Genomic DNA, 22,994 nt, shown 5'->3' with positions numbered 1-22,994 from the left:
TCATTGCAGGCGAGCGTGCAGCGGTATGGATTTTCCCAAGATTTCCCATCATGGTGGTGCTCGGGGTGTCACCGGCTCCTGTCACCAGCTCCATCTCGATGCCTCTCACAGTTTGCTGATCGACTGCGGGCTCGAGCAGGGCGCCGGTGCTGAGCAGGATGGCGAAATTGCGCCGATCCGTTTCGATGTCACGAATATTCAGGCGCTGATCGTTACCCACGTTCATCTGGATCACGTGGGGCGCATTCCGGCATTGCTCGCCGCCGGTTATCGCGGGCCGATCTTCTGCAGCGAGCCTTCGGCCAGATTGCTGCCACTTGTTCTGGAAGACGCCTACAAGCTCGGCATCAGTACCGACCCGGTGCAAGTCGATCGCTATCTGGCGTTGCTGCGGCGGCTGATCGTGGCGCTGCCTTTTGAGCAATGGCATCCGTTGGTCGTACAAGAGGGTGTGGTCTGCTCCATACGCTTGCAAAGGGCTGGTCACCTGTTGGGTTCGGCGTATGTCGAATGCGACGTGCGTTATCCAGGTGTCCAGGCCAGCAAGCGGATTGTCTTCTCCGGCGATCTCGGCCCTGCCTCCAACCCGCTGCTACGGGCTGTACGCTCGCCTGAGCGCGCCGACTGGCTGATTCTGGAAAGTACCTATGGCGACCGGCTGCACCCTGATCGCACTGATCGCCAGCTGCGGCTCGAGGCCGCCATCGATCGTGCGCTGGCCGACAATGGCACCCTCCTCATTCCCGCCTTCAGCCTGGGCCGTACCCAGGAATTGCTGTACGAAATCGAAGATGTCCTCCATCGCAAAAACCTGCTGAATGACAGCAATGGCAAAGAGCAGGGCGACCTCGACTTGGGGGTGGACTGGGCGCGCCTGCCCATCATCCTCGACTCGCCGCTGGCTCAGCGTGTTACCCAGGCTTACCGCGATCTGCATGAGTACTGGCGCTGTGAAGCCCGGGAGCGTTTGGGGCAGGGCAGGGATCCACTGGGTTTTGGTCAGCTGGTTTGTGTGGATACCCATGCCAGGCATCAGCAGGTGGTGAACTACCTCAAAAGCACGGGCCGACCGGCGATAGTCATAGCCGGTAATGGCATGTGCTCGGGAGGACGCATCGTCAACTACCTCAAGGCGATGCTGGGCGATTCTCGCCATGAGGTTATGTTCGTCGGTTACCAGGCGAAGGGAACCCCAGGGGCGGTGATTCAGGCCTGTGAAAACGCGCAAGGCTTCGTTCAGGTCGACCTGGATGGGCAGTTCCATGAGGTCAGGGCGAAGGTCATCAGCCTGGGCGGCTATTCAGGGCATGCTGATCAGGCGGGGCTCGTCGATTATGTTGCTGGTATGCCGTATGTCCCGCAAAAGATCATTTTAGTGCATGGGGAGAAACGCGCGAAATTTGCGTTGGCAGATGCATTGATGCGCCGGTTCGCGAATGAGCAAGTCCGTCCGGGTATTTCCATTGCGCAATAGTTGGCCGTTCACGAAACATTGACGCCAATTGTTGTCTGATGCCCGCCTCGGCATGTTTCAGGGGCTTTACAGGCGTTGCCATTTTGTCCTGAACGTCCCGTAGCTCGCCAGCTGGCAGGCGAGCTACGACGAAAAATCTCTGGTATTCTACAGGCCGATGCTTGCGTCTTGAGCCTATGGATGGCCAGGGAAAAATACGCTGGGCGCGTACAATTAGCGCCGTTGCGGCCCATCGCGACGGCGGTCAGAAATAAGACACATGCAGGTTCCCTGAGGTTATAACTCAAGTGGCCGTTAAGGACTCGAATATGGAATTGATCCCGGTAATCCTCTCCGGTGGCGTTGGCAGCCGTCTGTGGCCAGTATCCCGTGAGGCTCATCCCAAGCCGTTCATGACCTTGCCGGACGGGCAGAACCTCATTCAGAAGACGTTCCTGCGTGCTGCCCGGCTGGACGGTGTGGTTGAAGTACTCACCGTTACCAATCGTGAGCTGCTGTTCAAAACCGAAGATGAATACCGCACGATCAATTCCCAGGGCCACGCCCAAGGCTACATTCTCGAGCCGTTCGGCCGAAACACCGCCGCTGCCGTCGCCGCTGCAGCGCTGCAGTTGCACCAGTCTCACGGCCCGCAAGCGCACATGCTGGTATTGGCAGCCGACCACCTGATCCAGAACGAAGACGCCTTCAGCGAAGCCGTCACCAAAGCCGTGAACCTTGCATCCCAAGGTTGGCTGGTAACCTTTGGCATCAAGCCCCAGTACCCTGAAACCGGCTTCGGCTATATCGAAGCCGCCGCTGGCGGCGTACTGGAAGGCGGCCTGAAGGTCGAGCGTTTCGTCGAGAAGCCTGACCTGAAAACCGCAGAGACTTACGTCAAGGCCGGCAACTACTTCTGGAATGCCGGCATGTTCTGCTTCCAGGTCGGTGCCGTCATCGAAGAGTTCAAGGAGCATGCGCCGGACGTGCTCGATGCAGTGTCGAAAACCCTCGAAGCCTCGCGTCGTTCCACCTCCAAGGGTTACAGCTGCCTGGCACTGGACGCAGACAGCTTCGCCACTGTCCCGGACATCTCGATCGATTACGCCCTCATGGAGCGGTCGCAGAAGGTCGCCACCATTCCGTGCGACATCGGCTGGAGCGATATCGGTTCGTGGAACGCTGTCAGTGAACTGACTCCACCGGACGAAAACGGTAACCGCTTCGAAGGCGAAGTGATGGCCTACGCTGCCACCAACAACTACGTCAGCACCGAAGATCGCCTCGCTGCACTGGTTGGCGTTCAGGACCTGCTGGTTGTCGACACCCCCGATGCGCTGCTGATCGCCCACAAGGACCACGCGCAGGACGTGAAGCACATCGTCAAGCGCTTGAAAAGCGATGGCCATTCCGCGCACTTGCTGCACCAGACCGTCCACCGTCCCTGGGGCACTTACACCACGCTGGAAGAGGGCGAGCGCTTCAAAATCAAGCGCATCGTGGTCAAGCCCAAGGCATCGCTGTCGCTGCAGATGCATCATCACCGCAGCGAGCACTGGATCGTGGTCAGCGGCATGGCCGTGGTGGTCAACGATGACCAGGAACTGATGCTCAACACCAATGAATCCACCTTCATTCGTGCCGGCCACAAGCATCGTTTGGAAAATCCAGGTGTCATAGACCTGGTCCTGATCGAAGTGCAGAGCGGCGACTACCTCGGCGAAGACGACATCGTGCGTTTCGAGGATAAATACGGCCGCTGCAACGCCTGAGATCCTGGCCTACCCACTGGCCCGCAAGCATCTTTCAAGGTGCCGGGCCAGCCTCCGCTGGCAGTCCAAAGCCAAAACTCGTCTGCAAATCGGCCGCTGCTCGCGCAGCGTCGTATCAAGTGAGATGTATGCACGCACCTATCCAGACCCGTTGCTTCAAAGCCTATGACATCCGCGGCCAAGTGCCCGCCGACCTCAACGACGACGTTGCCTACCGCATCGGTCGCGCCCTGGTGGCCCAATTGGGCGGGCGTACCTACGTGGTCGGCCGCGACATGCGCCTGGAAAGCCCAGGCCTGTCCCGCGCCCTCATGAAGGGCCTCACCGAGGGCGGTGCCGACGTGATCGACATCGGCCTGTGCGGTACCGAAGAGGTCTACTTCGCCACCAGCCATTACCAGGCCGACGGCGGCATCATGGTGACTGCCAGCCATAACCCCAAGGGTTACAACGGCATGAAGCTGGTGCGCGAGCAGTCGCGCCCGATCAGCGGCGACACTGGCCTGAACGACATCCGTCAGCGCGTCGAAGCCGGTGACCTGGGTGCCGAAGCAGCCACGCCGGGCAGCGTGCGTGAAGCGTTCGACAAGACGGCCTACATCGATCACCTGCTCACCTACGTCGACCTGGCTGCCCTCAAGCCCCTGAAAGTGCTGGCCGACCCTGGCAACGGCGCGGTCGGCCCGGTACTGGAGCTGCTCAAGGCACGCCTGCCGCTGGATCTCACCATCATCAATGGCGAGCCCGATGGCAACTTCCCCAACGGCATTCCCAACCCGCTGCTGCCAGAGAACCGCGATCTGACCCGTCAGGCCGTGCTCGACACCAGCGCCGACATGGGCATCGCCTTCGATGGCGACTTCGACCGCTGCTTCTTCTTCGACAACCAGGGCCGCTTCATCGAGGGCTACTACGTGGTCGGCCTGTTGGCCGAAATGCTGCTGGCCAAGCACCCGGGCAGCAAGATCATCCATGACCCGCGCCTGACCTGGAACACCATCGAGCAAGTCAGCGCCGCCGGCGGCCAGGCCATCCAGAGCAAAACCGGCCACGCGTTCATCAAGGAGCGCATGCGCGCCGAAGATGCCGTGTATGGCGGCGAAATGAGCGCCCACCACTACTTCCGTGACTTCGCCTATTGCGACAGCGGGAATATTCCGTGGCTGTTGGTTGCCGCGCTGATGAGTGTCAGCGGCAAGAGCCTTGCTCAGCTGGTGGACGAGCGAATTGCCGCCTTCCCTTGCAGTGGCGAGATCAACTACGAAGTGGCTGATGTGAAGGGTACCATCGAGAAGATCCTTGCCTTCTACCTGCCGCACAACCCGAGCGTCGACCGCACGGATGGTATCAGCGTCGAATTCGCTGACTGGCGTTTCAGCCTGCGGGGGTCGAACACCGAACCGTTGCTGCGCCTGAACGTCGAGAGCCGCGCCGATGAAGCGCTGGTAGCGCAGCGTGTCGCTGAAATCGCCAAGCTGATTCAAGGATAACTATGTTCGGTATGCTCCGGGGCATCTGGGACTACAGAGGCTTCATCCTCACGTCCATCAAGAACGAGTTCATTTCGCGCTTCGCACGCAGCAAGTTGGGCGGCTTGTGGATGATCATCCATCCGCTGTCGCAGGTGGCCATCTACGCCTTGATCCTGTCCAATGTCCTCGGCGCACGCCTGCCGGGCATCGACAACAAGTACGCCTACGCGCTGTACCTGATCGCCGGCATCCTGGCCTGGAACCTGTTCGCTGAAATCGTCGGGCGTTGCCTGACGGTGTTCATCGAGCAGGGCAACCTGATGAAGAAGATGCGCTTTCCGCGCATTGCCCTGCCAGTGATAGTGGTGGGCTCGTGCCTGCTCAACAACTTGCTGTTGTTTGCCGCTGTGATGATCATCTTCGCCGTGCTCGGCCATGCGCCCAACCTGCAGATGTTCTGGTTGCTGCCACTGACACTGGTGGTAGTGGCCTTCGCCGTGGGACTTGGGCTGGTGCTAGGGGTGATGAACGTGTTCCTGCGCGACATCGGCCAGGTGATCCCGATCATCCTGCAGGTGTGGTTCTGGTTCACGCCGATCGTCTATTCGGTGAATATCGTCCCGGATTACCTCAAGGGCACGCTGGACCTCAACCCGATGTTCGGCATCGTCAGCGCCTACCACAACGTGCTGGTCTACAAACTCGCGCCTGACTTGGCCGCACTCGCTGTCCCGGTCGGCATTGCCCTGGGTCTGATGGTGCTGGGCTTGTTCCTGTTCCGTCGCGCTTCCGCGGAAATGGTGGACTCCCTATGACACTCATGTCCGTCAACAATGTCGGCAAGGCCTACCGCAGCTACCGCTCGGAATGGCAACGCATCGCCCGCTGGTTCTACCTGCCGGTCAAGGCCAGCAGCGAGCACTGGGTCCTTAAGCACATCAGCTTCAACATCGAGGCCGGCGAGGCCATCGGCCTGGTGGGGCAGAACGGTGCCGGCAAGTCGACCTTGCTCAAGATGATTACCGGCACCCTGCAGCCGACCGAGGGCAGGGTCCTGGTGCACGGCCGCATCGCCGCCATTCTCGAACTGGGTATGGGCTTCAATGCCGAGCTCAGCGGGCGCCAGAACGCCTACCACGCAGCCGGGCTGATGGGATTCACAACCGAGCAGATCGACAGCGTGATCGACGACATCGAGGACTTCGCCGAAATCGGCGAATACTTCGACCAGGCAGTGCGCACCTATTCCAGCGGCATGCAGATGCGTGTGGCGTTTGCCGTGGCGACTGCCTTCCGCCCGGAAATCCTTATCATCGATGAAGCCTTGTCGGTCGGCGACAGCTACTTCCAGCACAAGAGCTTTGGCCGCATCAAGGAGTTCCAGAAGGCTGGCACCACGTTGCTGATTGTCTCGCACGACCGCGGTGCCATTCAGGCCCTGTGCAACCGGGCGATCCTGCTCGACGGCGGTACCGTGATCAAGGACGGCCCGCCCGAGGAGGTGATGGATTATTACAACGCCATCATCGCTCAGAAGGAAAACGCCACCGTTGAAGTGCAGACCTTGGCCGACGGCACTGTGCAGACCCGCTCGGGCAACGGCAAGGCCAATATCGACAGCGTGGCTCTCTACAATGCCGAGGGCCAGCCCGTCGAGTACATTGCGGTGGGCGAGGACGTGTGCCTGAGCATTCGGGTCAAGGTCAACGCTCCCTTGCCCGAGCTGGTAGTCGGTTACGTTATCAAGGACCGCCTCGGCCAGGACGTGTTCGGCACCAACACACATCACCTGGAGTGCGTGCGCCACGACCTGAGCGTGGGCACTGTGTTGGATTACCGTTTCCGCTTCCCGGTCAACCTGGGCGTGGGTTCGTACTCGGTGGCGATCGCCCTGCATACCACTGACAGCCACATTGCCGATAACTATGAATGGCGCGACCTGGCGTTGCTGTTCAACGTAGTCAACATGTCCGAAAAAACCTTCGTCGGCCTGGCATGGATTCCGCCGACCGTGGAGTGCAAGTAATGAGTGCTGGTTTCTATAGGGCTTTCGAGGATCGCTACCGCGGCTCGAGAGATCTGATCACACAGCGGCTTGAAGCCTACCTGCCGTTTCTCGAACCCTTGAAGTCGATTTACCCCGACTGCCCGGTGCTCGATATCGGTTGCGGCCGCGGTGAGTGGGTACAACTGCTGCTGCGCGAAGGCTATGCGCCGGTCGGCGTGGATCTCGACGAAGGCATGCTCGAAGCCTGCCAGGCGCTGCAACTGCCCGCCCACAAGGACGACGCGCTCAGCGCCTTGCGCAAGTTGCCGGATGACAGTCAGGTGGTGGTCAGTGGTTTCCACATCGCCGAGCATGTACCGTTCCCCGTGCTCGAAGAACTGGTCGCCGAGGCCCTGAGGGTGTTGCGGCCGGCCGGGATGCTGATTCTGGAGACGCCGAACGCCGAAAACGTCATGGTTGGTACCAACAATTTCTACCTTGACCCTACTCATGAGCGGCCATTGCCTAATCAGCTGCTATCGTTCCTCACCGAGCATGCCGGCTTCGCGCGTTCCAAGGTCGTGCGCCTGCAGGAGGCTCCCGAGCTACGTGACGAGCTGGGCAAAATCGGTGTTCGGCATGTTCTATGCGGTGCAAGTCCCGACTATGCTGTCGTCGCACAGAAAAATGGGGAGCCTTCAGTAATGGATGCATTCAAGGTATTTGAGGCTGACTATGGTGTTTCGCTCGACCAGTTGGCCGAGCGTTTTGACCAGGCATTGGAAGCGCGCCTGGTCAAACTGGAAGAAAAACTCGAGGTCGTTCATCGCCACCAGGCTGATCACAGCCGTGTCGCGGGGCCCGAGGCTCCGTCGCAGGGGCATTTTGAACACCTGTTGGCGGTGCAGGAGATGCATGAAACCGCAATGGCGGCGTTGCAGCGGCAGTTCGGTGCGCTGCAGGAGCGGCTGGAACAGGCTCAGGCCAGTGCATCTAACGCGCAGGCAAGTGCCGAAAACGCAGCGAAAGAGCGCAATGTGGCGCTGGAAAACTGTCATCACCATTACTTGCGTGCGGCGGCAGCCGAGCAACAGGTACAGTTGATGCGCAGGAGCAGCTCGTGGCGCCTTACCGCGCCACTTCGTTGGCTTGCTAGCTTGTTGCAGGAGCCTACCCAGCATGGCAAGGCTTCACTGCTTAAGCTTCTGCGCCGTGCTGCCCCCCATGCCCACCTCTGGGTGGAGCGACGTCCGGCTGTTCGTCGTTTGGCCATGGCCGTGCTGCGGCGTTGTCCGGGGCTCGCCGACAAGGTGCGTGCACTGCTTGCGCCAGAACCTGTGGTAGTAGCCAATGAACTCCAGCATGGCGTTATCGACCATGCACCTTTGACCCCGCGAGGCCGTACTATCGAAAGCGCCCTCCGATCTGCAATGAAGAAGGGCTGAAACGAATGCGTATTGTAATTGACATGCAAGGCGCGCAAACCGAAAGCCGCTTCAGAGGTATTGGGCGCTACAGTTTGTCCTTGGCACAGGGCATTGTGCGCAACTGCGCAGACCATGAGGTTTATCTGCTGCTCAATGGCATGCTGCGCGAAAGTATCGAGCCGATCCGCGCGGCTTTCATTGGTCTGCTGCCGCAAAGCCAGATTCGCGTGTGGTATGCCCAAGGGCCGGTATCTGACCGTGCCCCCGCGAACCACGGCCGCCGGTTGGTCGCAGAGCGTATTCGCCAGGCCTGCATCGATGAACTCATGCCTGATGTGGTGCATATCACCAGTTCAGTGGAAGGTTTCATTGACGACGCGGTGATCGGTCCCCCGCAACTCGGCAGCCAGGCACTGGTCAGTTGCACGCTCTACGACCTGATTCCGCTGATCAGTCCCGAGAAGTATCTGGACAACAATCCGGTCTACAAAAAGCATTATCTGGAGAAGGTCGAGGCCTACAAGCACTACGATCTGCTGCTGTCGATTTCTGAGTTCGCGCGCCAGGAGGCGCTTTCGCTGTTGCCGCTCGAGCAAGCGTGCGTGATCAATGTATCCACTGCAGCGGACGCTGTTTTTCGCCCCATTATCCAGGACGAGACACAGTGCAAGGCCCTGGCTGCCAAGTTCAGGTTGCGAGAGCCGTTCGTGCTTTATTCGGGCGGGGCAGATGAGCGCAAGAACCTCGTCCGCCTGATCGAAGCCTTCGCCAAAATCAAACGGGACGTTGCCAATGTCCAATTGGTTTTCGCCGGCAAGATGCCGCAGTTCCATATCGACCAGTACCGTGCTGCTGCATTGAGCCAAGGGCTGAGCGAGACTGACCTGGTGTTCACCGGTTATATCACCGACGAAGAGTTGGTGGCCTTGTATAACGCCTGCCGGGTGTATGTATTCCCCTCCTGGCACGAGGGCTTTGGCTTGCCGCCGCTTGAGGCCATGAAGTGTGGCGCTGCGGTGATCGGAGCCAGCACCTCTAGCGTGCCTGAGGTGATCGGTTGGGACGATGCGACGTTCGACCCGCTGGACGTACAGGCGATCGCTGGCAAGCTGCTGCAGGCTCTGAGCGACGACGAGTTCCGTAGTGCGCTGATTGCACACGGCTTGCAGCGTGCCGAGACGTTCTCGTGGGACCGCACAGGCAAGGCGGCGGTCGCAGCTTTTGAGCAAGCCATGAAGCAGCTGGATGGCAAAACGAAACCCGCTGCCGCGGCCGACCCAACGGAAGCGTTGATCGCGCAGTTGGCTGAGAGCAACCTGTTGCATGACAGCAGCCTGGATATCCATCGTCTTGCCAAGGCTATCGATTACTCGCTGCAAGGGCTGTCAGGCAAACCTCAGCTTTTGGTCGATATTTCCGAGCTGAGCAAACATGACGGCAAAAGTGGCATCCAGCGCGTGGTGCGCAGCATCTTGCTGGAGTGGTTGAACCACCCGCCTGCCGGTTATGACGTCCAGCCTGTGTACACGGTGGCGGGCGAAGCTTTCTACAGGTACGCCTCGCGCTTCACTGCCAAGTTCCTTGGCAAGCCCTTCGAGGGCCTTGAGGATGAAGCTATTACGTATCGGGCAGGTGATGCCTACCTGTGCCTGGACTTGTTGATGGATGTGCTGCCCCACAAGCGCAGCTACCTGGACACCCTTCGCGCGCATGGCGTGAGCATATTCTTCGTCGTCTACGACCTGCTGATCCTGCAGTTGCCTCACTGCTTCGTGGACAGCCTGCAGAGCCACTACCTTAAATGGATCCAGGCCGTCGCACAGTATGACGGTGCGTTGTGCATCTCCCATGCTGTGGCCGATGAACTTCGCGAATGGCTGGGTGAACACTATCCAGAGCGTCTGTCAAACTTCCGCATCGGTGCCTTCCATCTGGGTGCGGATATCGACCAGTCGATGCCGTCCAAGGGGATTCCAGAGGACCCGGCGATGCGCCTGGAGGCGCTGGAGCCGAATCCCAACTTCCTCATGGTGGGAACCCTCGAACCGCGCAAAGGCCATGCGCAGGCCCTGGCGGCCTTCGAGTTGCTTTGGGCGCAGGGCGTGCAGGCCAACCTGGTCATCGTCGGCAAGCACGGTTGGCTGGTGGATGAATTGGCGGCAAAGCTGGCCAACCACCCCGAGCGAGGCAAGCGCTTGCTGTGGCTCAACGGCGCGAGTGATGAGTACCTTGAGCATCTCTACAAGTCGTGTGATTGCCTCATCGCAGCGTCGTATGGCGAAGGGTTCGGCTTGCCGTTGATCGAGGCCGCGCAACATAAGCTGCCGATCATTGCAAGGAACTTGCCGGTGTTTCGTGAGGTGGCAGGCGAGCATGCCTGGTACTTCGAAGGGCAACAGACCCAGGAAATCGCTGACAGGCTCAAAGCATGGCTCGTGGCGTTCGAGCAGGGCCAGCACCCGCAATCTGCTGATATGCCATGGCTGACATGGCAGGCCAGCGCAGAGCAGCTGATGGGTGAAATCAACCGGTTCAGGTACTAATTGGCAGTTACTCAGTCGACCTTTCCGTAACCCGGCACCCAGGGTGCCGGGTATCCGTGAACCACTGGGGCACGGTATGCTTGCCCGCTGTAGTTTTTGGGCCTCCGTTTACGGATTTGGTGGCATCGAGAGTGCCTGTCAGGATTCAATGAGCATGGAAAAAATGACCTCTTCGCTAGATTTTGAAAAAGCGCTCGCAAATAAAAAGGTATTTGTGACAGGCCACACCGGGTTCACTGGGGGCTGGGCCTGCTTGTGGCTTCAGGCACTAGGCGCCAAGGTAGCTGGCTACTCGCTGCAGCCGGAAACCACACCGGCGCTGTTCGACGAACTGAAACTGGCCGACAGCGTCGATAGCACCCTTGGGGATATTTGCGACTTTGCCAAGTTGAAGGAAGCGGTGGAACGCTTTCAGCCAGATGTCATCCTGCACCTGGCGGCCCAGCCATTGGTTCGGCGCTCCTACCGCGAGCCGTTGGAAACGTTCCTGGTGAACGCCCAGGGCACTGCACATGTGCTCGAAGCTGCGCGTCAGGTGAAGAGCGTGCGTGGCGTGTTGTGTATTACCACCGACAAGGTCTATCGCAACAACGAATGGGCCTGGCCTTATCGTGAAAATGATCCCCTCGGCGGGAAAGACCCCTACAGCGCCTCCAAGGCCGCTGCGGAAATGATCATCCAAAGCTACGCCGCCTCCTATCCATTCGCTTCCGGGCAGGGCCCAGCCATCGCAACGGCGCGTGGCGGCAACATCATCGGTGGCGGTGACTGGTCCGAGGACCGTTTGATTCCAGACTTCGTGCGCGCCGTTGTCGACAAGCAAAGCCTGACCCTCCGCTACCCGGACGCGACCCGCCCATGGCAGCATGTTCTGGCGCTGGTGCATGGTTATCTGGTGATTCTTGCAGGCCTGCTTTCCGACACGCCGGAGCGCGTAGCCAAGGCCTGGAACCTGGGCCCGCAGGAGCTCAAGCAGCATTCGGTGCGCGCCGTGTTGGAGATGATGAGCGCTCAGTGGCAGCGGCCAGATCTCGAATACATGAACAACCCCCTGCCGGAAGCTGGGGCCTTGGCCCTCGACAGCTCTCTGGCGCACAACCAGCTGGGCTGGAAACCGGTGTGGGACACCGAGGCTGTCGTGACCAAGACGGCCTCCTGGTACCGTGATTACTACGCCAACCCGGCAAAAGTGCGTGAAATTACCCAGGCGCAGATTGACGAGTGGCGTGCAGGTATCGCCGGATGATGTACGTCATCGGCAGTCGGGGAAGGCTAGGGCAGGCTATTTGCAGCCGCTACGCCCCGGCCGACGTCGTTCAGCTTGAGCGAGGTGCATACGCAGGTTGGTGCGCGGCAGATGCGCGAGCGCACATCGAAGCCTATTTCGCGCCACGCGTACAGCCAGGCGATGTGGTGTTTGTGTGCTCCGGCTTGCTCGACCCTGCCCTTGGTCGTGAAGCGCTTGCAGCGGTGAACCTCGACTTGCCGCGCAACCTCATCGAGGCGCTGGTGCCTATGGGGGTGCAGGTGGTGACCTTCGGCACGGTGATGGAGGAGATTCTGACCGCCAACCCCTACGTCGACAGCAAGCGCAGGCTTGGCGACTACGTTGCCGAACAGCACCGCCTGGGCGCCCCGGTGACCCACGTGCGCATCCACACGCTGTATGGCGGGGGCGAGCCAAGCCCGTTCATGTTCCTGGGTTTGATTGCCAAGGCACTGCGAAGCGACACTCGGTTTGCAATGACCTCAGGCCGACAGCTGCGCGAGTATCATCACGTGGATGACGATGCCGCGGCCATCTGCCAACTGGTGGATAAACGCGTGCATGGCGTCTTGGCGTTGAGTCATGGCCGGCCCGTGACCTTGGCCGCCTTGGCACAGTCGGTGTTCGCCGCCGCGGATAAACCCGAGCTGCTTGGGCTCGGAGAACTTGCCGACCCACCGCAAGAAAACTTCGAGCATATTTTCTCCCAGCCGCAGGTGCTGGCGGATTGTGTATTCCGCGACACTTTAGCCGGCGTCAATGATTACATGAAGGCTCTCGTGTAACCATGTTGGCAACTATTATCGGGGCCTGATCAATGCAAAATGATTTGCCATTAATTTCGATTTCAATTCCCGTGCTGAATGAAGCCGGAAATATCGAAGCACTGTATGCGCGGCTGGATGCTCTGGGCACCAAAATGCAGGATCGTTGCCGCCTTGAATTCCTCTTCTCCGATAACCACTCGGACGACAAGACCTGGGACATGCTGGCAGCGCTGGCAAGTAAGGACAGCCGCGTCAGGGCCATTCGCTTCTCGCGCAACTACGGCTTCCAGCGCTCGATTCTGGCCAACTACATGCATGCCCAAGGCGATGCGGTGATGCAGATCGATGCCGACCTGCAGGACCCGCCCGAACTGCTCGAGCAGTTCTTCGACCTTTGGCAGCAGGGCCACGAAGTGGTGTACGGCGTGCGCCGCAAACGCCCGGAAAGCTGGCTGCTGCATACCTTCCGGCGCTTTGGCTACTGGGCGATCGATAAAGTCAGCGAACACCCCATCCCGCGGGATGTGGGGGATTTCCGCCTGATCGACCGCAAGGTCATCGATGTACTGCTACAGACCAAGACGGCCAACCCCTACCTGCGCGGGATGATTGCCGGCATTGGCTTCAACCAGGTCGGCGTGCCGTATGACCGCGATGCGCGCATCGCCGGGGAAAGCAAATTCAATGTGTCGCGCCTGGTCAGGTTGGGCCTTACCGCTGTCTTGAACCACTCCACCGTGCCATTGCGCGCGGCGTCGTTCGTGGGGCTGGTGATTTTGGCGGCGAGCGTGCTGGGTGCGCTTTACTACCTGGTGTTGCGCATGTTCCATCCTGAACTTCCGCGTGGCCTCGCCAGTATTCACATACTGGTCTTGTTTGGTATTGGGTTGAATTCCTTCCTGCTGGGAATTATCGGTGAATACTTACTCAGGATCTATTTGGTACTGCGCGCCGACCCGGTCGCGGTGGTGCAGAAGAGTCTGAACTTTGATCCTGCAGATCTGAAACTATAAGGGAGCATTTATGAAAGCTGTAATCTTGGCGGGTGGCTTGGGTACACGGATTGCCGAAGAGTCCGATACCAAACCGAAACCGATGGTTGAAATCGGTGGCAAGCCACTGCTCTGGCACATCATGCGTAGCTACGCCAATCACGGTATCAAAGACTTTGTGATTTGCCTGGGCTACAAGGGCTATGTGATCAAAGAGTTTTTCTTCAACTACTACCGTCACATGTCGGACATGGTGATCGACCTCTCCACAGGCGAACACCAAGTCATCAACAGCCAGGCTGAAGACTGGCGCATCACCCTGGTCGATACCGGTGCCGAGACCATGACCGGCGGCCGTTTGAAGCGCGTTGCCCCCTATCTGAACGGCGAAACCTTCTGCCTGACCTACGGCGACGGGTTGTCGAACATCGATATCAGCGCGGAAGTGGAATTCCACCGCCAGCATGGCAAGCTCGCCACCGTGGCTGCTGTTCAGCCACCAGGCCGCTTTGGTGTACTCAATATCGATGAGCGCAACAACGTGTCCAGCTTCGAAGAAAAACCCAGCGATGAAATCGGTTGGATCAACGGTGGCTTCTTCGTACTGGAGCCATCGGTGATCGACTACATCGACGGCGATGCCACCTCCTGGGAGCGTGAACCGCTGATGAACCTGGCCCGTGACGGCCAGCTGTCGGCCTTCCATCACCACGGCTTCTGGCAGCCGTGCGACACGCTGCGCGACAAGCGTGAACTGGAAGCGCTGTGGGCCAACAACAAGGCGCCTTGGCGGATCTGACGTTACCTATGACAACAGCTACGTCTACCAAAGAACGCCGTTGGGTCAAGCACGCCATCGGCGCCAGTGTGTCCGTGTTGTGCATCCTGGCCGTGCTGCGGCTTGTCGACGTGTCCGAAGTATTGAAAGCCCTGGAAAGCTTCCAGTGGCACTACCTGGTGCTGGGCGTGCTTTCGTTGGCTTTCGGCTACGCGATCCGCATCCTGCGCTGGTCGCTGATGCTGTCGACGTCAAGCAAGACAGCCTCGTTTGGCAATTGCACGGCGCCTTTTCTTGGCGCTATCGCCTTGAACAACGTGCTGCCGCTCAGGCTTGGTGACGTCGTGCGTGCGCTGGTTTTCCCCGGTGCGATGGGCGTTACCAAGACCGCTGCCACCACGAGCCTAGTGGTTGAGCGCTTGATCGATCTGGTGACATTGCTGATCTGTCTGGCTGTCGGTGTACTGGCTATTCAGGTCATCGAAATCCCCGCACCGGTCTACCGGTCCGCGCAGGTACTGGCGTGTCTGGGTGGTTTGACCCTGGCAATCGGGTTTTTCTTTTCCGGCACCTTTGCCCGGCTGTTTGCCTCATGGGCAGAGCGCGTGGGGGAGGGCGGCAAGCAGTCGAAGCTGCGAACGATTCTGGCGATGGTGGCCAGCCTGTTCGAAAGCTTCGAGGTCATGTCGCGGCCGCGTATCCTGATCGCCATGCTGCTGCTGTCGATGCTGGTATGGGCCGGTGAGTCGGGGTTGTTCTACTTCGCCCTGAAAGGCCTGGGGCTGGATGTCAGCCCGTTCATGGCGCTGCTGGTCATGGCGATCACGACACTTTCCACCCTGGCACCGTCCTCGCCCGGTTATGTCGGGCCGTTCCACTTGGCGGCGTTCACCGCCGTCACCCTGATCGGTGGCAGCTCCGCCCAGGCGGGCAGCTATGCCGTGATCGTTCATTTAGCGCTTTGGGTACCCACCACGTTGGCGGGGGCGCTGGCCATCTGGTCAAGGCCTGCATTGTTCAAGGCGGCTCGAAAGTGATTATGACCAACTTCTATCTTGGTACAGAAATATGACGGATTACGATGTGGTTATCGTGGGCGGTGGTTTCACCGGCCTTACGGCAGCTTACGCATTGTCGAAACAAGGAAAGCGCGTAAAGGTTCTGGAGGCGGACTCCACCGCCGGCGGGCTGGCGGGCGTATTCGAGTTCAACGACGGCGTCAAGGTAGAGAAGTTCTACCACCACTGGTTCAACAATGACGTGTTCGTGCCTGAGTTGGTCAAGGAGCTGGGGTTGGACGGCGACGTCATCCTGCTGCCGACCCGTACTGGCATGTATTTCAACGGGCGTATGTGGAAGTTGTCTACTCCCCTTGATCTGCTGCGCTTCAAGGCCCTGTCGTTCATCGACCGGATTCGCCTGGGCCTGCTGGTGTTCCAGGTACGCAAGATCAAGGACTGGAAAACCATCGAGCACCTGAGCATCCGCGAATGGCTCGAAAGCATGTGCGGCAAGTCGGTGTACAAGGTGGTCTGGGAGCCGCTGATCACCTCCAAGTTCTCCGTCTACGCAGAAGCCGTGAACGCGGTGTGGATGTGGAAGAAACTGGTGTTGCGCGGCAGCACCCGTAACGACAAGGGCGGCGAGGAACTGGCTTACTTCAAAGGTGGCTTTGGCCGCCTTGCCGATGCCCTGGTAACCGCCATTCGCGCCAATGGCGGTGAAGTCGAGTTCAATACGCGGGTCGATGGCGTCGTGGGCGAAGGCCGCAAGATGCTGGCGGTGAAAACCCCTGACGGCGAAGTTGCGGGCAAGAAGTTCCTGTTCACCCCGTCGTTCCCGTTGATTGCCAACATGTTCGAAGGGGCTGCCGAACCGCAGTGGCAAGAGCGCCTGCGTCGCGTGAAGTACCTGGGCAACATGTGCCTGGTGCTGCGCCTGAAGCAAAGCCTGTCGGACACCTACTGGCTGAACGTCAATGACCCGGGGTTCCCGTTCGTGGGGGTGATCGAGCACACCAACTTCGATACGCCGGACAACTACAAGGGCACCCACATCGCCTACCTGTCCCGCTACCTGGCCACCGAAGACCCGGTGTGGGCCTACAACGACGAGCAGTATCTGGACTTCGCTTTGGGCCACCTCAAGCGCATGTTCCCGAACTTTGAAAAGCACTGGGTCGTCGATTACAAGGTATGGCGTTCGGAGTATGCGCAGCCGGTGACCGAGCGCAATTACTCCAGCTACGTGCCTGATGCGTCCACGCCGTTCGACAACGCCCTGATCTCGACCATGGCGCAGATCTACCCGGAAGACCGCGGCACCAACTATGCGATTCGTGAGGGGCGCAAGGTAGCCGAGCAGCTTCTGTAATCATCGGCTTCACCGAAAGCGGGCACGGGTCTGTGCCCGCCTTCGCCGAGCAGCGTGCGCACGCAGGCTGTGATAAATAGAATTTAGGGGCGGTTATGCGGATGCATAAAGATGTCGATTCCAGTGCGGCGCGGGGAGGTTCGACGCCTTACTTTGGAATTGCCATAGCGTTTTTGATTGTTTTTGCCGCACTCAGCCATCTGCAGGCGCAGAGAGTGGGTGACGGCTCAGAATATTACGGCATGCTCTTGGCCTGGTTGCAGACCCTGCGGCCATGGATGACGGCACCCGCCTTCGATGCTTACCAGCAACTGTTTCTGTCGCATACGATCAGCGGTTTCATGCCAGCAGACTTCCTGGCCAACATGTTCCCAGGGTTGCGATTGGGCGCCACCGCCGACTTCAACCACTTCTGGTTCTACAGTTTCCTGGCATTTCTGCCGGCCAAGCTTGCAGGTGTCTTTGGGCTGACGCTGCAGCCGCACACTGCATTTCTGGTGCTGCACTATGTGCTGGTCAGCTTCTCGGCCATGGTTGCCTACCGCCTGTACGGTCGGCCAGGGCTCATTGCTTTCACGCTAATGACGCTGTGCTCGCCAATGCTGTGGTTCTTCGACAAGGTTCACACAGAGCTGTTTACCTATTGCTTCACCATGCTCGGCGTGATGTTCATGTTCTCACGGCGGCACTTGGCAGCAGCTTTGTGTATTGCCCTGGCGTCTACGCAAAACCCAAGCTTCGCACTGATTGCCTTCTTCCCGTTCGCCTACCGTTTCGTAGTAATGCGGGCCCAGGCGTTCACGATGTGGGAAGTGTGCATGGCCGTGGCAACCGCGTTCGCGGTGCTGGCGCACCCGGTTTACTATTTCCTGCGTTTTGGCGTACTGACGCCTCAACTGCTGGCGGGCGGGGCTTCCCTCGGGCTCAACCTTTCAACCTTCTATATCTGGATTTTCGACCCAGACCTGGGGCTGCTGCCGAACTGGCCGTTGGGCGTCTACTTCTCGCTGCTGGCGCTGGTTTACCTGAAGGTGGCCCGTTCCGGGCGGAAACGCCTGGACGTTGTCTACCTGCTGTTCTCGTTGGTGTTCCTGCTGGTCAACTTCTTTGCCCATGCCTCCACCACCAACCTGAACTCGGGCGCAACCCCAGGCCTGGCTCGCTACTCGCTGTGGTACCTGCCGCTGTGGTTCCCGGTGGTGCTGCATGTGCTGCGTAACCTGTCGCTGCGCAGCAAGCTCAGCTGGCTTGTGGCAGGGGGCGCTGGGGTACTGGCAGTGGCCAGTATCATCACCTATAACCCCAAGCAGCCAGAAAGCTATTCAAGCCCCACGCCGTTCTCCAACTTGCTTCAGAGCAAATTGCCAGGCCTCTACACCCCGCCCGCAGAAGTGTTCATCGAGCGGTTCTCGGGCTACGGTGAAACAATCTACCAGTACAAGTTGCTCGGTGTTCTGGGTCCGGACTGCCGCAAACTGTTGCTGCATCCTGGCGATGGCGACATGGTGACCATCCCGGCGCACTGCACGGTAGAACCGGAAAAACTGCAGGCTTTTGCCAAGGCCAAGGCAGGCACCTCTGGCGCAGAGCACTTCGTGCGCTTGACCGATGACGAATACGGCTCAATGTTGCTTAAGGTAAAACCTGGTGCCTACAGCGTGGGCGTCAGTGGCACTGGCAATTTCGCCTTGTATTCGGGCTGGTACGCACTTGAGCAGTGGGGCGTATGGTCGAAGAAGACCAAGGCTTCGTTGGCGTTGCCGTGCAAGGAGCACCAGTTCTATGAGGACAAATCCTCACTGAAGATTGTGCTGGGTTTGCAGGGCTTCGGCCAGCAACCGATCGAGATAGCCCAGCGAAAAGGCGACGTGCTGTATCAAGGCGTGATAGGTCCAGCCCAGGAGATCCCGCTTGACGTGGACGTCTCGCGTTGCACTCGCGGTGTGCTGCGTATCGATATCAACATCGCCAAGCCCGTTTCACCTGCCGAACTCGGCCAGCCGGGTGACACGCGAATGCTAGGTGTAGGCCTGTCGAAGGTCACTATCCTGCCGTGATGCCTGCGAGGGGGCGCGCACCGCCCCTTTCGCCTATCTTGCCCGGGGCCTTGGGCTCATACCTGTACCTGCACCGGCGAGTTACGCCGTGCCAACTTGGCGCGCAGGTAACGCTGCGCCGGGCGCTCCAGTAGGCGGTGGCTCGCCAGGCTCAGGGGTACGAGCAGGGCAAAGAACACCAGCATTACCCAGGGCTGGTAGAAGATTTCCCGGGCAAAGCCCAGGCCGTCCATTGCCATGGCGAACACCACCTGCAAGGGGAAGTGCAGCAGGTAGGACGAGTAGCTGATATCTCCTACCCACCCCGTAGAACTCAGCAGGCCCGGCCAGTGCAGCCCGGCGGCCGCCAGCATCGCCAGTGTGGCAGGGAAGCAAAGGCACATGACCCAGTAGCTATTGACGGCTTCGGCTACCTGCAGTTGCCAGAACCAGGCCGCCAGCGCGATTGCGCAGCTTATCCCCAGGGCGATACTACTGCCTAATTTCGCCCGCGACACTGCCAGCAAGGCGTAGGCGATGCCGCCCAAGTAGAAGCACAGCAAGCCACTGCCAACCTTGTGGCCATTCGGGTAAAGCATCAACCCCAAGCCAAAGGCTGCAGCAGCCAGCAACCAGCGCCAGCGCCCGGCAAGGCAGATGATGAAGAACGAGGCATACAGCAGCACCTCCACCGACACCGACCACACCGGTGCATTGAATGACCAGCCTTTTTCGAAGCCCCAGGCTGGTGCGAGCAGCAGATTGAGCAGGGCATGGTAGCCATCGTTGAAGGGGTAGACGAAGTAGCTGGAATGCTTGGCCAGGTACATGGCCTGCAGTGCGCCGACCAGCCCGAAGGTCACCAGGTGGAGCGGATATAGCCGGCTGAAACGGTCGACAGCGAACTGGCGGGGTGAAACCTTGCCTGTGGCGATGCCCGATGAAAACAGCCAGAAAAAGACGAAGCCCGAAATCGAGAAGAACAGTTCCACGGCCAGGCCGCCATGGTGGTAAAGCGGCGCCAGGGCCGTATAGAACGGCTGGCGCGTAGGGTCGAAGCCAGCGGGACTGTCGCCCACATAGAAGAAGTGCTGCCAATGCCAAAACACGACACAGAGCGCGGCGATACCCCGTAAGGTATCGAGGGTGTACAACCGTTCGGCTGAGGTGGCGGGGGCAGTCATGAAGGATTCACTGGCGGGTAAAGTCGAAATGCTGTCATTGCCGGCTCAAGGCTGTCAATGCAGCGCCGCGCAGGCAGTGTAGCCTGCGGGGTATGCTCGATTGTGTGGTTCAAGGGCTGGCAGTCACTGCGCCCTCCCGGCCTCGGCATCATCTATCCGCGCCTAGGCCAGCGCTCCGAGCTAACAGGCCCTGGAGGGCCTGCTCGCTTACTGGGCTGCTTCAACGCCCGCAGCGGACTGGGCTTCGGCCTGTGTCGGCTTCTTTTTGAACAGCCGCTTGCCCAAGTGCATGGTCGGCACTTCTACCAGGCGATGCAGCGCATAGGATAGCGCCACTACGAAAATCAGCGTCAGCAGCCCAGACACCGGGAACGATAGCCCCTGGTCCATGAGGATCCGGATGGAGAGATAGCCGATGATCGAGTGCAGCACGTAGATCGAATAGCTGATGTTCGCAATGAAGTCCAACGGTGCGAAGGGCCTGAAATAGCCACGGAACAGGTAGCTGAAGGTAAACACGATGAAACCGTAGAGATAGTTCTGCGGCACGGTGGGAATTTGCTCGCGCCAGCCGGTGTGTGGCCCGCAGAGCAGGAACAGGATCATCAGAATCGCGGTATAGGTAGCCAGCTGACGGGTGGAGTAGGTACCGGTGTAGTGATGATAGAAGCCTGTGCCGATAAACATGAAGATCACACACATGAGCTCGGTTTTGAGCGACTCGATCAGGCCCGGACTCATATGAGTAATGCTGGCAACGGTTGCAGAGGCCTCACTGATACCCAGTACGGCCGCAGCGAACAGGAATATTGGGTAGGCATTGCCCGTTTTGATCGCACCGTAGAGCACGGCTGCGATTATGTAGAACTTGATCTCGACGGACAGCGTCCAGTTGACCAGATCGATGGTCGGCTGCGCCACGTTCCCCTGAATCAGCATCAGGTTGGCCAGCAGACGGTCCATCGGCATGGAAAACGCCTGACCCCAGTAACGGCTGGAGAGGTAGACCAGTGCCAGCATCACCAGCGAACCGACGATATAGGTGGGGTAAATGCGCAGGAAGCGCGCCACGAGGAACTGCCTGGGTGCAAGGCGGTTCAGAGAGAACGGGATGACAAAGCCGCTGATCAGGAAGAACACTGAAACGCCGAACGGCCCGTAGTTGAATGTCGGGATGGTCAGGAAATAAATCATGCTCGAAGAAGGACCTTCCACCACCGGCGCGTGGATGTAGGACGCAACCGTGTCACGGGCAAACCAATAGATGCCGCACCAATGTACGATGATGACGGCAACGATCGCCAAGCCCCTGAGTTGGTTGGCGAACAAAGCCCTGTCTGAAGGTTGCTGCATGTGTGTTCTCCTGATAGTGGCGCTATTGTAGCTAGAGAGCCATCACAGGAGAAGCAATTGGCCGCCTTCCCTTGCCTCGGTTGTTGTCGACACAGCCCCATCGTCCAGGTAGCGCGTCAGCGCGACTCAGCGTTGCGCTTACGCAGGGGCGTCAACCCGTCAGTTGCGTTTTCAGCCAGCGTATCGGCCCGGTAATTCGCCAACTGGTAGAGCGATAAACCGCATCGAGGCGTTGTTTGTGCACGCATTCCGCCGGGTGCGCAGAGGGTTGTTCGACGGCGGACTGTGGCTGAGCCGGGCTGCCGAAGCGGGTATTGACCCATACCTGGGTACCATCAAGGTAAGTGAGGGCCGTAAGATCGATGCCACTGCCGGGGGTGAACTTGCAGGGCTTCTCGTAGAGCAGCTTCCAGCCATTGTCGTGGAGCAGGTCGATGATGCCACCCTCCAGTGCCCGGCTGTGTGTCGCGACCAGCAGCACACGTACCTTTCGCTGCAAGGCGTCGAGGGCGGCGCGAATGGCCTTGAGCTCGAAACCCTGGATGTCCATGTGCATGAAGTCCACTTCGGCCAGGTCGGCGAGTACCGTTCCAATCGAATAGGCATCGATTTCTTCGGCCTCGACGGTGATGCCGCGGTAATCCTCGGTACCGCCATCGGTGATGGGTGCTGCCCCCCAGTCCAGCAGACTTTGCGAACCGAATGACAGCTTGCCGTCGACATCGGCAATTGCTCCGTGAATACAGCGTACCTGGACGTTGCTTGCGTTAGCGGTGGCGGCGGGCACCGGGTCTGCTGGCAACGGAAGGCCATTGTCGCGCAGGTTGGTGAAAAACAGTTCATGGCGCTGCAGGTCCGCTTCCACGGCAAGCAGGTTGATATGAGCGATACCGCGCTGCTGGGCTGCTTTTGCCGCAAATACCAGCCAAGGGCCATAACCGGCGCCCAGCTCGACGACCGTGAAACTGTCCCTGGCCTGCTCCAGCGCCACGAGTGCTGCGATGTACTCGATGGCCTCGGCATGCAGGGCGTCATCGGGGAAGGGGATTCTGCCTACATGCTGTTCCCCTGGGTGGCTATCGATACCGAAGAACGACAAGCGGGTTCTGACCCCCGAAAAGTCGGTGTAAAAGCCTTGGGCAGGACGCGCGTCGGGGGCAGCATACTTGTCCAGCAGTTGAAGGTCGGCCAGCTGGATGCCCAGGTAGACCTGATTATCGGTGAGCGCCTCGCGCAATATCATGTCCATGTCGAACTTACCTGTGATGATTTGTAAGTCATCCACTCGCGCCAGGCGAGACTGCTGGGTGTGGGTTACCGCAGTGGTGCAAGTCAACTACGCACGGATGTCGATCCCTCAGGGAAGGATGGAGCACGGTAGAAACAGAACAGCACTTTGACGCCATTTGAAGTTCCGACAGCTAGTTTGGCACGGAGGTGTGGATTCGCCAGTTTTTGGCTATGAGCCGGGACTGGAGTATCAATCGCCCTCTGCACCCAAGTGTGCCCAGGTTGTTTTACCGGAAACGGAGTAGCGCGCTATCAACCGATCGTCATTCCGTCTGGCCAGGTCATGCGAGTTGGGATCCA

Annotated in this window: 17 protein-coding genes; 14 read left to right on the top strand and 3 right to left on the bottom strand. The window is 59.3% G+C overall.

Annotated elements, in window-relative coordinates; translation table 11 throughout:
• Positions 1–25: 25 nt before the first annotated feature.
• The 14 genes from ACIPZF_RS20030 to ACIPZF_RS19965 all read left to right on the top strand — a co-directional run bounded on the left by ACIPZF_RS20030 (position 26) and on the right by ACIPZF_RS19965 (position 18,888).
• A complete protein-coding gene (locus ACIPZF_RS20030; protein WP_400802384.1) occupies positions 26–1,474 on the top strand; it encodes an MBL fold metallo-hydrolase RNA specificity domain-containing protein in 1,449 nt (482 codons plus the stop codon).
• A gap of 308 nt (positions 1,475–1,782) precedes the next feature.
• Positions 1,783–3,225, top strand: a complete 1,443-nt coding sequence (locus tag ACIPZF_RS20025; protein WP_400802383.1) for a mannose-1-phosphate guanylyltransferase/mannose-6-phosphate isomerase — start codon at positions 1,783–1,785, stop codon at positions 3,223–3,225.
• A 128-nt stretch (positions 3,226–3,353) separates the two neighbouring features.
• Entirely contained in the window at positions 3,354–4,715 is a 1,362-nt protein-coding gene (locus ACIPZF_RS20020; RefSeq protein ID WP_400802381.1) for a phosphomannomutase, read from the top strand.
• A 2-nt stretch (positions 4,716–4,717) separates the two neighbouring features.
• Positions 4,718–5,512, top strand: a complete 795-nt coding sequence (locus tag ACIPZF_RS20015) for an ABC transporter permease (RefSeq protein ID WP_400802379.1) — start codon at positions 4,718–4,720, stop codon at positions 5,510–5,512.
• Entirely contained in the window at positions 5,509–6,723 is a 1,215-nt protein-coding gene (locus ACIPZF_RS20010; RefSeq protein ID WP_400802377.1) for an ABC transporter ATP-binding protein, read from the top strand. Before ACIPZF_RS20015 ends, ACIPZF_RS20010 begins: the two co-directional genes overlap by 4 nt.
• Positions 6,723–8,129: a class I SAM-dependent methyltransferase gene (locus tag ACIPZF_RS20005; RefSeq protein ID WP_400802375.1), complete on the top strand. Its 1,407-nt coding sequence runs from the start codon at positions 6,723–6,725 to the stop codon at positions 8,127–8,129. Before ACIPZF_RS20010 ends, ACIPZF_RS20005 begins: the two co-directional genes overlap by 1 nt.
• 5 nt (positions 8,130–8,134) lie before the next feature.
• Entirely contained in the window at positions 8,135–10,654 is a 2,520-nt protein-coding gene (locus tag ACIPZF_RS20000; RefSeq protein WP_400802373.1) for a glycosyltransferase family 4 protein, read from the top strand.
• A gap of 163 nt (positions 10,655–10,817) precedes the next feature.
• A complete protein-coding gene (gene rfbG, locus ACIPZF_RS19995) occupies positions 10,818–11,900 on the top strand; it encodes a CDP-glucose 4,6-dehydratase (RefSeq protein ID WP_400802505.1) in 1,083 nt (360 codons plus the stop codon).
• Complete coding sequence (locus ACIPZF_RS19990; protein WP_400802371.1) at positions 11,897–12,706, top strand: NAD-dependent epimerase/dehydratase family protein; 810 nt, start codon at positions 11,897–11,899, stop codon at positions 12,704–12,706. The genes rfbG and ACIPZF_RS19990 overlap by 4 nt, the downstream gene beginning before the upstream one ends.
• A gap of 32 nt (positions 12,707–12,738) precedes the next feature.
• Positions 12,739–13,701, top strand: coding sequence for a glycosyltransferase family 2 protein (locus ACIPZF_RS19985; RefSeq protein ID WP_400802369.1), 963 nt, complete (start codon positions 12,739–12,741; stop codon positions 13,699–13,701).
• 10 nt (positions 13,702–13,711) lie between these two features.
• Positions 13,712–14,479, top strand: a complete 768-nt coding sequence (rfbF, locus tag ACIPZF_RS19980; RefSeq protein WP_159409301.1) for a glucose-1-phosphate cytidylyltransferase — start codon at positions 13,712–13,714, stop codon at positions 14,477–14,479.
• 8 nt (positions 14,480–14,487) lie between these two features.
• On the top strand, positions 14,488–15,495 hold the full coding sequence (locus ACIPZF_RS19975; protein WP_400802367.1) for a lysylphosphatidylglycerol synthase transmembrane domain-containing protein: 1,008 nt from the start codon (positions 14,488–14,490) through the stop codon (positions 15,493–15,495).
• Between the two features lie 31 nt (positions 15,496–15,526).
• Positions 15,527–16,831 carry an NAD(P)/FAD-dependent oxidoreductase gene (locus ACIPZF_RS19970; RefSeq protein WP_400802365.1) on the top strand — a complete coding sequence of 435 codons (1,305 nt, stop codon included), beginning with the start codon at positions 15,527–15,529 and terminating at the stop codon, positions 16,829–16,831.
• Positions 16,832–17,073: 242 nt separating this feature from the next.
• On the top strand, positions 17,074–18,888 hold the full coding sequence (locus ACIPZF_RS19965; RefSeq protein WP_400802363.1) for a hypothetical protein: 1,815 nt from the start codon (positions 17,074–17,076) through the stop codon (positions 18,886–18,888).
• 56 nt (positions 18,889–18,944) lie between these two features.
• On the opposite strand, the gene ACIPZF_RS19960 is transcribed toward ACIPZF_RS19965, so the two are convergent.
• The 3 genes from ACIPZF_RS19960 to ACIPZF_RS19950 all read right to left on the bottom strand — a co-directional run bounded on the left by ACIPZF_RS19960 (position 18,945) and on the right by ACIPZF_RS19950 (position 22,653).
• Entirely contained in the window at positions 18,945–20,051 is a 1,107-nt protein-coding gene (locus tag ACIPZF_RS19960; RefSeq protein ID WP_400802362.1) for an acyltransferase family protein, read from the bottom strand.
• A gap of 207 nt (positions 20,052–20,258) precedes the next feature.
• Complete coding sequence (locus ACIPZF_RS19955; protein WP_400802360.1) at positions 20,259–21,404, bottom strand: acyltransferase family protein; 1,146 nt, start codon at positions 21,402–21,404, stop codon at positions 20,259–20,261.
• 151 nt (positions 21,405–21,555) lie between these two features.
• Positions 21,556–22,653 (bottom strand): FkbM family methyltransferase, encoded by a 1,098-nt coding sequence (locus tag ACIPZF_RS19950; protein WP_400802359.1) that lies wholly within the window; start codon positions 22,651–22,653, stop codon positions 21,556–21,558.
• Between the last annotated feature and the right edge of the window lie 341 nt (positions 22,654–22,994).

The sequence above is a fragment of the Pseudomonas sp. NPDC089752 genome (genome assembly GCF_044748725.1).
In the GTDB taxonomy this organism is placed as follows: domain Bacteria; phylum Pseudomonadota; class Gammaproteobacteria; order Pseudomonadales; family Pseudomonadaceae; genus Aquipseudomonas.
This window is presented reverse-complemented; position numbering and strand designations above follow the sequence as displayed.